The following is a 12,773-nucleotide window of genomic DNA, read 5'->3' on the forward strand; positions in this document are numbered from 1 at the left end:
GGGCTTGTCTGGCTCCTTGTTCTCGTTGCGCGGATTATACATGTTCCGGCGCGGCATCGTCTGCGCCGATGCGTTTTTAGCGCACTTATCTGCACAATTTCCGTGAAACAGCGGCGGTTATTTTCCCGTAAAGCGTGCTTTGTGATATAGTTTTACACCTTTGCCACTATGGCAGCGGGCAGATGAATCATTAGTAGAGGGATAGCAGCTCCATGAGCGACCTTGCCAGAGAAATCACACCGGTAAACATCGAAGACGAGTTGAAAAACTCGTATCTGGACTATGCGATGTCCGTTATTGTCGGACGTGCGCTGCCAGATGTTCGTGATGGACTGAAGCCGGTTCACCGCCGCGTTCTGTACGCGATGAGCGTACTGGGTAACGACTGGAATAAACCATACAAGAAATCGGCCCGTGTCGTCGGGGACGTGATCGGTAAATATCACCCACACGGTGACATCGCGGTTTACGACACTATCGTGCGTATGGCCCAGCCGTTTTCACTGCGCTACATGCTGGTGGACGGCCAGGGTAACTTCGGTTCCGTCGACGGCGACTCCGCCGCGGCGATGCGTTATACCGAAGTGCGCATGTCCAAGATTGCTCACGAACTGTTGGCGGACCTGGAAAAAGAAACCGTCGACTTCGTGCCTAACTATGATGGCACCGAGCAGATCCCGGCCGTCATGCCGACCAAGATCCCGAACCTGCTGGTCAACGGCTCGTCGGGTATCGCCGTGGGCATGGCCACCAATATTCCACCGCACAACCTGGCGGAAGTCGTCAACGGCTGCCTGGCCTATATCGACGATGAAAACATCAGCATCGAAGGGCTGATGGAACACATCCCGGGGCCGGACTTCCCGACGGCGGCGATCATCAATGGCCGCCGCGGCATTGAAGAGGCCTACCGCACCGGGCGCGGCAAAGTCTACCTGCGCGCGCGCGCGGAAGTGGAAGCCGACGCCAAGACTGGGCGCGAAACCATCATCGTTCACGAGATCCCGTATCAGGTGAACAAGGCGCGTCTGATCGAGAAGATCGCCGAGCTGGTAAAAGAAAAACGCGTGGAAGGCATCAGCGCGCTGCGCGACGAGTCCGATAAAGACGGCATGCGCATCGTGATCGAAGTCAAACGCGACGCGGTCGGCGAAGTGGTACTGAACAACCTGTATGCGCTGACGCAACTGCAGGTCACCTTCGGCATCAACATGGTTGCGCTGCATCAGGGCCAGCCTAAGTTGCTGAACCTGAAAGACATCCTCGAAGCCTTCGTGCGTCACCGCCGCGAAGTGGTTACCCGCCGCACCATCTTCGAACTGCGCAAGGCCCGCGACCGCGCCCATATCCTGGAAGCGCTGGCCATCGCGCTGGCCAACATCGATCCGATCATCGAGCTGATTCGCCGTGCGCCGACCCCGGCCGAAGCGAAAGTTGCGCTGGTGGCGCAACCGTGGGATCTGGGCAACGTCAGCGCCATGCTGGAGCGCGCCGGTGACGACGCCGCCCGCCCTGAGTGGCTGGAGCCGGAGTTCGGCATCCGCGACGGAAAATACTACCTGACCGAGCAGCAGGCTCAGGCGATTCTGGATCTGCGCCTGCAGAAACTGACCGGCCTGGAGCACGAGAAGCTGCTGGACGAATATAAAGAACTGCTCAACTTTATCGCCGAGCTGATCTTTATTCTGGAAAGCCCAGAGCGCCTGATGGAAGTGATCCGCGAAGAGCTGGTGGCAGTCAAAGAGCTGTACAACGACGGCCGCCGCACCGAGATCACCGCCAATACTTCCGACATCAACATCGAAGACCTGATCAACCAGGAAGACGTGGTGGTGACCCTGTCTCATCAGGGCTACGTGAAGTATCAGCCGCTGTCCGACTATGAAGCTCAACGCCGCGGCGGCAAAGGCAAATCTGCGGCGCGTATTAAAGAAGAAGACTTTATCGATCGCCTGCTGGTGGCCAACACCCACGATACGATCCTGTGCTTCTCCAGCCGTGGCCGCCTGTACTGGATGAAGGTGTACCAACTGCCTGAAGCCAGCCGTGGCGCGCGCGGTCGCCCAATCGTCAACCTGCTGCCGCTGGAAGCCGATGAGCGTATCACCGCCATCCTGCCGGTGCGCGAGTATGAAGAAGGGCGCCACGTGTTCATGGCCACCGCCAGCGGTACCGTGAAGAAAACTGCGCTGACCGAGTTCAGCCGCCCACGCAGCGCCGGCATCATCGCCGTCAACCTCAACGAGGGCGACGAACTGATCGGTGTCGATCTGACCGACGGCAGCAACGAAGTGATGTTGTTCTCCGCCAACGGTAAAGTGGTACGCTTCCCGGAAACGCAGGTGCGTTCGATGGGCCGTACCGCAACCGGCGTGCGCGGCATCAACCTCGGCGAAGGCGACAGCGTGATCTCCCTGATCGTGCCGCGCGGCGAAGGCGACATCCTGACCGTGACGCAAAACGGCTTCGGTAAACGCACCGCCGTGACCGAATATCCGACCAAGTCACGCGCCACCCAGGGGGTTATCTCCATCAAGGTGAGCGAGCGTAATGGCCAGGTGGTCGGCGCCGTACAGGTGGAAACCAGCGACCAGATCATGATGATCACCGATGCCGGCACGCTGGTGCGTACCCGCGTTTCGGAAGTCAGCGTGGTGGGCCGTAACACCCAGGGCGTGACGCTGATCCGCACGGCGGAAGACGAAAACGTCGTCGGCCTGCAGCGTGTGGCCGAGCCGGTGGAAGACGAAGAGCTGGACAGCCTGGAACCGGGCGCGGAAGCGGTGGAAGAAGACACCACGCCGCTGGACGATGGCGACGACGCGGCTGAGCCGATGGACGACGACAACGTTTAAAGCAAGGTGAGGGCGTCGGCATGCCGACACCCTAATGCACTGAGACAGAAGGGCCTGGCAGCGATGCTAGGCCCTTTTTCAGTTATATGGTTTAATTGGCGCACCGAGCCGCCGGCTGCCGCGCCGGCGAATGCGTGCACCGCCACTGACTTTCGTATGGTATCCGATTGAAATACTTAGCCTCTTTTCGAACTACGCTGAAGATATCCCGCTATCTGTTCCGGGTGCTGGCGATTTTGCTGTGGTCGTTGGGAGCGCTGCTCACCACCTTTTATATTCTGAATATCCTGCATCAGAAAGAGTCGGATATCCGGCAGGATTACAACCTTAACTTCGATCAGGCGCAGGGCTACATCCGCCATTCCGCCGACATCATCCGCGACATCAAGTATATGGCGGAGAACCGTCTCAACGGGTCGGTCAGCAGCCTGGACATGTTCAGCGGCGTGTTTCCCGGCAAGGGCAGCCCGCCGCAATTCTTTCCGCTGTACCCGGAGTCCAACTGCACGCTGAGCACCACCTACCGCAGTTCGCTCGATTCGCTGAGCGGCCTGATCCAGTATTGGAAAGAGAACTTCGTGGCGGCCTACGATCTCAACCGGGTGTTCTTCATCGGCGGCGACAGCCTGTGTATGGCGGAGTTCGGCGGCGGCAACGCGAGCGCCAATCGGGAAAACGTGCTGAAGTCGCTGCACGAGCGCATTCTGAAATACCGCAACGCCAAGAATCTGGACAAAGACAACAACCTGTATTGGATCAGCCCTAGCGCGCAGCGGCCGGACGTCGGCTATCTGTATGTGCTGACGCCGATTTATATCGGCAACAAGCTGGAGGCGCTGCTGGGCATCGAACAGACCGTTCGGCTGGAGGATTTCGTTACCGCCGGCAACCTGCCGATCGGCGTCACGCTGCTGGATGAGAACAACGAGCCGGTGCTGCGCCTGGCGGACGGCGATCGCTATGCCGCTTCGCTCAACAGCTATCCCGCAGAGCACGCCTACTTCGGCTATGTCGACAATTATCGCGATCTGATCCTGAAGAAAGCGCTGCCGCCTTCTTCGCTGAGCATCGTCTATGCGCTGCCGGTGAAAAGCGTAGTAGAACGCTTCAAAATGCTGATCCTCAACGCGCTGTTGCTGAACCTGCTGTCGGCCATCGTGCTGTTCACGCTGGCGTGGCTGTTTGAACGTAAAATGTTCCTGCCGGCGGAGGACAACGCCTTCCGCCTGGAAGAGCACGAGCAGTTCAACCGCAAGATCGTCGCTTCGGCGCCGGTGGGTATCTGTATCCTGCGCATCAGCGACGGCACCAATATCCTGAGTAACGAACTGGCGCACAACTACATCAACCTGTTGACCCACGAAGATCGCGATCGCATTACGCGCATCATTTGTGAACAGCAGGCGAATTTCGTCGATGTGATGACCAGCAACAACAACAACCTGCAGATCAGCTTTGTCCACTCGCGCTACCGTAACGAAGAGGTAGCGATTTGCGTGCTGGTGGACGTCAGCGCCCGCGTGAAGATGGAAGAGTCGTTGCAGGAGATGGCGGCGGCGGCGGAACAGGCCAGCCAGTCCAAATCGATGTTCCTGGCCACCGTCAGCCATGAGCTGCGCACGCCGCTGTACGGCATTATCGGCAACCTCGATTTGCTGCAAACCAAGGCGTTGCCGCAGGGGGTCGATCGGCTGGTCAATGCGATGAACAACTCTTCCGGCCTGCTGCTGAAAATCATCAGCGATATTCTCGATTTCTCCAAAATCGAGTCCGAGCAGCTGAAGATAGAACCGCGCGAGTTCTCCTGCCTGGAGGTGATCACCCATATCGCCGGTAACTATTTGCCGCTGGTGGTGAAGAAACGTCTGGGGCTGTACTGCTTTATCGAACAGAACGTGCCGGAGCGCATTTTCGGCGATCCGGTGCGGCTGCAGCAGGTGCTCTCCAACCTGGTGAACAACGCCATCAAGTTCACCGATACCGGCTGTATCGTGCTGCAGGTCTGCACCCGCGGCAGCTATCTGGAGTTCAGCGTGCGCGATACCGGCGTCGGTATTCCGGAAAAGGAAATTTCGCGCCTGTTCGATCCGTTCTTCCAGGTGGGCACCGGCGTGCAGCGCCATTTCCAGGGAACCGGCCTGGGGTTGGCTATCTGTGAGAAACTGATCAACTTGATGGACGGCGATATCGCCGTCGAGTCTGAACCGGGTCTGGGCAGCTTGTTCAGCATCCGCATTCCGCTGTTCAACGCTCAGTTCCCCATCCCGCAGGCCAGCGATACCTGGCAGGGCCGTCGGCTGTGGCTGGATATCCGCAATCAGCGGCTGGAAAGTTACCTGATGGCGATTCTGGGGGGCTACGGCGCCGATATCCAGCGCTATGACGGCCAAGAGACCGCCGCCGGAGAGGTGATGCTCAGCGATCATCCGCTGATGCTGGACACGCCGCTGCTGGCTCAGATCCAATTCTCTACCGAACATATCGGCCCATCGCTGGAAACTCGGCCGGGTTATTGGATGCACAGTACCTCCACGCCGCGAGAAACGCTGAGCTTGCTCAACCGGTTGTTCGGCGTTGGCAGCGGCGCGGCAGAGGCGCTGGTGCAGCTGCCGGTGCCCGCCAAGGCCAGCGCGGCGGACAACGGCGATATTCATCTGCTGGTGGTTGACGATCATCCGATCAACCGTCGCCTGCTGTCCGATCAGCTGGGATCGCTGGGGTATCAGGTGGTGACCGCCAACGACGGCGTCGACGCGCTCGGCGTGCTGAAACAGCACCACGTCGATATTGTGCTGACCGACGTCAATATGCCGAACATGGACGGCTATCGCCTGACGCAGGAACTGCGACAGATGCAGTTCAGCGCGCCGGTGATCGGCGTGACGGCCAATGCGCTGGCGGAAGAGAAGCAGCGCTGCCTCGAGGCGGGTATGGATAACTGCCTGTCGAAACCGGTCACGCTGGAGACGCTGGAACAGACGCTGGCTTACTACAGCCAACGGGTACGCTACAGCCGCAGCGAGGCTTGAAAAGCAAACAGGCACGGCGAATGCCGTGCCTGTTTGGCGCTAACCTGCCGTGAGGCGGGATTTAGTCTTTGTCCAACGGCGTCATGCTGACGGAGGAGAGGTAGTTGAGCAGGGCGATGTCGTTCTCGACGCCCAGCTTCATCATCGCCGATTTCTTCTGGCTGCTGATGGTTTTGATGCTGCGGTTGAGTTTCTTGGCAATTTCGGTCACCAGGAAACCTTCGGCGAACAGGCGCAGCACTTCGCTCTCTTTCGGCGACAGGCGTTTGTCGCCATAGCCGCTGGCGCTGATCTTCTCCAGCAGTTTAGAGACGCTTTCCGGCGTGAATTTCTTGCCTTTCTGCAGGGCGGCCAGCGCCTTCGGCAGATCGGTCGGCGCGCCTTGTTTCAGCACGATGCCTTCGATATCCAGATCCAATACCGCGCTCAGGATCGCCGGGTTGTTGTTCATGGTCAGCACGATGATCGACAACTGCGGATAGTGGCGCTTGATGTATTTAATCAGCGTGATGCCGTCGCCATACTTGTCACCCGGCATCGACAGATCGGTGATCAGCACGTTGGCGTCCAGCTTGGACAGATTGTTGATCAGTGCGGTTGAGTCTTCGAACTCCCCAACGACATTCACCCATTCAATTTGCTCAAGTGACTTCCGGATGCCAAACAGTACGATAGGATGGTCATCAGCAATAATTACGTTCAGGTTATTCATGTTGTTGGCTACCTTGCTTCAGCAGTCTGCTGACGAAAAAATCAATCTGACTGATGTTATTCTCGATCTCGGGCGCATCACCTTCTGCGATGCGCTGTTCTAACGATTCGCACAGCTGCTTGCCGGGAAGCAGATTTAACATGGCAAACACGCCTTTCAGGCGGTGTGCGGTTTGTGACAGCGCATTGAAATCACTGCTGCCCGCCTCAGTATACAGTTTTTTGACATCGTCGGGTACTGTATCGACAAACAGCCCATAGTAATCACTTGATTTCAATTGTTTTTCATAGAGTTGGATATCTTCTGAGCTCAATGAAAGCGGGCTTTCTTCCTGTTCCAGCGCGGCCATTTGCTGTTCGATCAGCATCAGCACGGCGTCGATTAATGCGCCGTTCAGATTATAGTTCACCCGAATGTAGCGTTTATCCAGCGCTTGCCAGCCCGGCTCATCGGTCGCCAACAACAGGGTGTAGTCATCGGCGCGTTGTGGGTTATCGGTCAGCAGCACGTCATAATCGCGGTTGACCGCGCGATCTTCGGCGACGAGACAGTCGGCGCCGTAGGCCTGCAGCAGGCGGGTCACGATGCCGCGCACCTCATCCGAGGTGACGTCCAGCAGGGCGGTGACGCCGTCGAGCAGCTTTTCCTGCTCCTGCGGCTCTTTTTTCTCCATCTCCATGGCGACGCGAATGGTATAGCGAGTGCCGATATCCACCTTGCTGCGAATGTCCAACTGGCCATTAAGTTTTTTGCACAGCTGGTTGCACAGGAAGAAGGTGAGCCCGGAACCGTGGTTGAAGCGGTCCACCAGCGTCTGGCTGAGGAAGGGATAGTTGAGGTTGCTGATCTCTTCGTTGGAGATGCCGGAGCCGGTGTCATTGATTTGGAAAATCAGGCGATCCGGGTGCTCGGGCTCATGGTCGACAACCAGCGAAATCTTGCCGCAGGCGGTGGTGATAATGGCGTAATGCACCAGCAGCGCAATCACTTTGCGCAGCGCGTTGGCGTCGCCGATATAGTTCTGCTCGACGTCCAGCTGGAAATGCTTGAACAGCGCCAGCCCCTTCTGGTTAAGGGCGGGCAGGGCCTCCAGCAGCAACTCGTCGACCATCGCCGCCGGGTTGAACGGTTCGCGCGTAGGCTGCCAGTCCTGGGTTTCCAACCGGGTCAGCAGGGTAATGTTATCGATCAAACCTAGCACCGAAGCCGACTCCGCGGTCAACTGGCCCAACAGTGCCTGCTGCTGCTCCTCATCCGGCCGGTTACGCAGACGATCGACCAGATCGTGCATATGGCGTACCGGCTGATTGAGCTCGATGCCCAGGTTGTGCAGCATCAGCTTGCGTGCCTGAACGTTCTTGTCGTATTCGCGCCGCGCCTGCTGCAGCCGCTTGTTCACCATCACCTCTTTATCCTGATCGTGCATCAGGAACAGGTAGGTGTCCGGCGACAGCTGGCTGCGGAAGATACGGATTTCATACACTTCATTGTTGACCGTCGCCTGGATCACCCCGTGATGCTGTTCGGCCATATGGGCGATTTTTTGCAGGCTGAGGTGCGGCAGCAGGTGTTCGGCGATTTTGTTGCTGGCGATCACCGTATTGTTGGCGAAGCTGTAGACCAGCAGGCCGGAAGGCAGGCTGGAGACGATCTCCTGATTCAGTGCGCGCTCGGCTTCCAGCTCCACCGCCATGTTTTCGCTCGGGCGAATGTACTGGCGGCGGATAAAGTAGATGCTCAGCATCGACAGCGCCAGCAGCAGCAGGTTGATCGCGATCAGCCAGATGTTGTTGCGCAGCAGATCGATGGCCAGATTGATGGCCGAAACGCGATACACCACCTTCAGCGGCGCATTGGGCAGGGCGGCGCTGAACTCGACCCAACCGCCGCTCATCGTCGCATGGGTACCGAGAGCCGTTTCCGCCGGAATGGCGCTGTCGTCGAGATCGACATCGTCCGGCAGCAGCAGGAAATTGGCGCGGGCCAGATTGGCCGGAATGATGTCGTTGATCGGCAAGTCGAAGGCGATCACCGTCGCCAGATGCCCCGGTTGATTAAAGGTGGTGCGAATCGAGAACGAATAGGCGTTCTGGAAACGCTGCTTGCGCAGATCGGAAAAGCTCTCGCGCTCGTCGAGCATGTTGGCCTGTTGCAGCATCTCGGCACGGCGTTCGTCCGCCGAGGTGGTCAGGTAGCTCTCTCGAAAGCGCGAAGCCAGCTCTTTGAGCGGCTGGGTGGTGATCAGACTGAGGCTGTTGTCCTGGCCATTGAGGTAATACATGGCATAGTTCTCGGTCTTGGCACCCCAGCGGGTGTCCAGGTAGTCCGAGATGTTGGCGATCATAGCCAGCGTGTTCTCGTCATGGCTGCCGAAGATCACCGCGTCGGTTTTCTTGTGCGGCTTCTCGACATAATAGACGTCGGGCCGCAGGCGGGTTTCCTGCAAACCGGGATCGCTGTTCTGTGCCGGCGCATTGCCGAATTTGTCATAGACCTGGTAGGTCATATAGCGGTAGGTATCGATACGCTTTTGCAGCGAACCGGCAATGCTGTTCAGCGTGTACTTCTTTTCCGCCAGCCAGGCGTTGGTGTAGTTGTAACCATACAGGCCAATGCCGATCGTCAGCAGCACGATAAACAGCAGGAAGCAGCGGGTAATGTTGCTGGAGCTGATGGTCAGTTGTTTATTTTGCATAGTGGCTGCGCATTCCTGAATCAGCGAGTGACGGCCTTGGCGCTGGCGGTGACCGCCAACAGCAGGGCGGCTACGCAGGCGAAAGCCACCGTCAGGCTGGAAAACTGAGCGATAAAGCCGATCAGCGCCGGGCCGGCCAGAATACCGGCATAGCCGACGGTGGTGACGGAGGCGATCGCCAAATTGGCCGGCATGTCGCGCTGGTTGCCCGCCGCGCTGAACAGGATCGGCACGACGTTCGAGGCGCCCAGGCCGACCAGCATGAAACCGACCAGCGACACGGTAGCGTGATTGAAGGCGATGGCCAGGCTCAGACCGAGTGCGGCGCACAGGCTGCCCAGCAGCAGCACCCGGTAGCGGCCCAGCGAATTCACCACCCGATCGCCATTGAGCCGGCCGAGCGTCATGGTGATGGAAAACAGCGCATAGCCCAGGCCGGCCTGGCTATGTTCGACGCCGCGCAGCGTGGTGAGGAACAGCGCGCTCCAGTCGAGCATCGATCCTTCCGCCAGAAACATGATAAAGCACAGGATGCCGATGAACATCACCCAGCCGCGCGGCAAAACGAACATCGGCCCGCCGTCGTCGGCGCCGCTCTCACGCAGCAGATGGCGGCTGGCGAGCGCCAGCAGCACTATCACCGCCAGTACGGTAAGCAGGGTGGATTGCAGCGGCGTCAGGCCCAGCCACAGCAGCGCGCTGACGCCACCGGCGCCGGCAATGCCGCCGATGCTGAAGAAACCGTGAAAACCGGACATCATCGCCTTGCCGCTGGCGCGTTCGACGATCACCGCCTGAACGTTCATCGCCACGTCGATCATGCCGATCGCTGCCCCGAACAGCAGCAGCGCCACGGCCATGCCGCCGAGGGAATCCATCAGCGCCAGTAGCGGCAGATCGATGCATAACCCGAGCCCCGCCATCAGGATCACCGCGCGGCAGCCCAGTTTGCCGGTCAGGAAACCGGTCAGCGGCATCGCCAGCATGGAACCGGCACCGATACAGAGCAGCAACAGGCCGAGCGAGCCGTCATCGATACCGATGCGCGTTTTGGCGAAGGGCACCAGCGGCGCCCAGGCGGCCATGCCGAGACCGGCGACGAAAAAGGCCAGGCGGGTGGCGATCTGTTGAGGAACGCCGGGCGTTTGCTGTTCATTGCACAAGGTGGCTGTCATGTAAGCGTCAGGATCTTGGGTCAAAAGAGTGGCGAAAGTTACTGACAGTTTTTATCACAATCCGCGATCCGGGTCGAAAAGATTCGCGTTTGGTTCCTCTCTGGCACCGCCTCTGCGCACCAGCCACAGGGCGATCGCCTGGACTATATACGCCTTTTGCCGTTGGTCGAGCGCGATACCCTGCGGTATGCCGTGCCACTTTTCCAGGCAGCCGCGGCAGCAGGTGGCGGTGGCGTGTTGGGCGACAAACACCGGGTGGCCGCGCATCGGCGTTTGCTTACCGTCATTTTTAGGATGGGCGGCGGCCAGGCGACTGTCGATGAAATCGCGGGCATGGCTGAGGATCAGCGGCAATCCCTTGTCGTCGAGGTAGGTTTGGTCCTTGGCATTTAAACGGAAACGGGCGCGGAAGGGGGAGCTTTGCAGCCGCTGCCACAGCACGTCGGGTTGAAAGGGCATCATGACTTTACTCGCTGAGGGTGAGCTTTTTTTCAGGCTATCAGAAGTGAAACTCCGCGGCTAATTATGCCTGCGGCGAGAAATAAAGGATGGGATAAAGCACGAAATGAAAAGTAAGCTCAATTTGTAGACTAAAATAACAGAAAAGATTAGCAATTAGTGCGGAAGTTAATTAGTGAAACTATATCATGAGGTTATTTATTTGCCTGCTATTTGTACGAGCTGAAATTGTGAGGAGAGTGTGGAGGAAAATAAAAAACCGGCCAGAAGCCGGTTAAAGGAATGCTGAAATTATCTTCGGGTAATGAAGGTAATAATGAAAATAATGATGATAGCGAGGTGATTATAGCGGCTGCGTGCGGACAGCGTTTTGGCACAATGTGCTTATTGCCCGATTCAATTGTATGGTTGCCTTTTTTTTCTTAAAGATATGTATAACTACATGATTTTTTATCAATTAATCTATTCTTTGTCTTTAAGTGCTTTATTTTGTTTGTCTGTAATGTTTTGTGAAAGTTCGCGCGTATTTACATTTTGAAACCTTTATTAATTACAATGAAACACTATCGGATACTTGGTATCATTTTCTTTCTGGATTAATATAACCCTTGTTACCAGAATGGTAATGCACAGTCGTGCTAATAATGCTCGAAAAGGGCAGTGGCCGTAGCTCGACATAATTAACGAGGATAATAACGATGAAACTTCGAGTACTCTCTCTGATGGTACCCGCACTGCTGGTTGCAGGCACAGCAGGCGCGGCGGAAATCTACAACAAAGACGGTAATAAACTGGATTTGTACGGTAAAGTCGACGGTCTTCACTATTTCTCCAGCAATGATGGCGCGGACGGCGATCAGTCTTATATGCGTTTTGGCCTGCGTGGCGAAACGCAAATCAGCGATCAGCTGACCGGTTACGGCCAGTGGGAATATCAGGCTAACCTGAACCACGCTGAAAACCAGGACAACAAGAACTTCACCCGTTACGGCTTCGCCGGTCTGAAATTCGGCGACTACGGTTCCTTCGACTATGGTCGTAACACCGGCGTGCTGTACGACGTCGCGGCTTACACCGACTTGCAGCCTGAGTTCGACGGCTCGACCTACGGCGCTGACCAGTTCATGTTCCAGCGCTCCAGCGGCCTGGCGACCTATCGTAACAACGGCTTCTTCGGTTTGGTTGACGGCCTGAACTTCGCCCTGCAGTACCAGGGTAAGAACGGCAGCCCAGAAGAAACCAACAACGGCCGTGACGTTCTGGGTCAGAACGGCGAAGGCTACGGCATGTCGATGAGCTATGACATGGGTTACGGCATCAGTGCCGCCGGTGCCTTCTTCAACTCTCGTCGTACCAGCGAGCAGAACGGCGGTGGCGGCTACCAGAACATTATGGGCCGCGGCGATAAAGCAGAAGGGTATTCCGGTGGTCTGAAATATGACGCCAACGACACCTACCTGGCCGTGATGTTCACCCAGTCCTACAACGCGGCGCGCTTCGGTAGCTCTACCAGCGATGCTTTCGGTTACGCCAACAAGGCGCAGAGCTTCGAAGCCTACGCGCACTACCAGTTCGACTTCGGTCTGCGTCCGTTCGTGGGCTATAACCAGACCAAAGGTAAGGATCTGGGCCGCGCCGGTAACGGCAAGGACTACGGTGATGAAGATCTGGTCAAATTCGTCGACCTGGGCGCGACCTACTTCTTCAACAAAAACATGTCCACCTATGTTGACTACAAAATCAACCTGCTGGACAACAACGACTTCACCCAAGCTGCCGGTATCAACACCGACAACGTGGTTGCCGTGGGCCTGGTTTACCAGTTCTAAGCACCTCAGTGTGAACGTC

The 12,773-nt window shown here is 57.3% G+C and carries 7 protein-coding genes; 3 read left to right on the forward strand and 4 right to left on the reverse strand.

Annotation, left to right across the window (positions count from 1 at the left end):
* Positions 1-212 precede the first annotated feature (212 nt).
* The gene (gene gyrA, locus AWX27_RS05910) at positions 213-2,855 is read left to right on the forward strand and encodes a DNA topoisomerase (ATP-hydrolyzing) subunit A (protein WP_033653780.1); all 2,643 of its coding nucleotides are present in this window, start codon (positions 213-215) and stop codon (positions 2,853-2,855) included.
* 167 nt (positions 2,856-3,022) lie between these two features.
* On the forward strand, positions 3,023-5,884 hold the full coding sequence (rcsC, locus tag AWX27_RS05915; RefSeq protein ID WP_060420089.1) for a two-component system sensor histidine kinase RcsC: 2,862 nt from the start codon (positions 3,023-3,025) through the stop codon (positions 5,882-5,884).
* Positions 5,885-5,945: 61 nt separating this feature from the next.
* Here rcsC and rcsB read toward each other — a convergent pair whose 3' ends face one another.
* Genes rcsB through AWX27_RS05935 form a run of 4 tightly spaced genes read right to left on the reverse strand, consistent with a single transcriptional unit; the run spans position 5,946 to position 10,925 of the window.
* On the reverse strand, positions 5,946-6,596 hold the full coding sequence (rcsB, locus tag AWX27_RS05920) for a response regulator transcription factor RcsB (protein WP_004935900.1): 651 nt from the start codon (positions 6,594-6,596) through the stop codon (positions 5,946-5,948).
* Positions 6,589-9,291, reverse strand: a complete 2,703-nt coding sequence (rcsD, locus tag AWX27_RS05925; protein ID WP_060420091.1) for a phosphotransferase RcsD — start codon at positions 9,289-9,291, stop codon at positions 6,589-6,591. Before rcsD ends, rcsB begins: the two co-directional genes overlap by 8 nt.
* Before the next feature lie 20 nt (positions 9,292-9,311).
* Positions 9,312-10,466 carry an MFS transporter gene (locus AWX27_RS05930; protein ID WP_047730202.1) on the reverse strand — a complete coding sequence of 385 codons (1,155 nt, stop codon included), beginning with the start codon at positions 10,464-10,466 and terminating at the stop codon, positions 9,312-9,314.
* 54 nt (positions 10,467-10,520) lie between these two features.
* Positions 10,521-10,925: a DUF4186 domain-containing protein gene (locus AWX27_RS05935; protein ID WP_060420851.1), complete on the reverse strand. Its 405-nt coding sequence runs from the start codon at positions 10,923-10,925 to the stop codon at positions 10,521-10,523.
* 698 nt (positions 10,926-11,623) lie between these two features.
* Between AWX27_RS05935 and ompC the strand changes: the two genes are divergently transcribed.
* The gene (gene ompC, locus AWX27_RS05940) at positions 11,624-12,754 is read left to right on the forward strand and encodes a porin OmpC (RefSeq protein ID WP_049200197.1); all 1,131 of its coding nucleotides are present in this window, start codon (positions 11,624-11,626) and stop codon (positions 12,752-12,754) included.
* The last annotated feature ends 19 nt before the right edge of the window (positions 12,755-12,773 follow it).

This window comes from Serratia sp. 2880STDY5682894, assembly GCF_001537385.1.
GTDB classification, from domain to species: Bacteria; Pseudomonadota; Gammaproteobacteria; order Enterobacterales; family Enterobacteriaceae; genus Serratia; species Serratia nevei.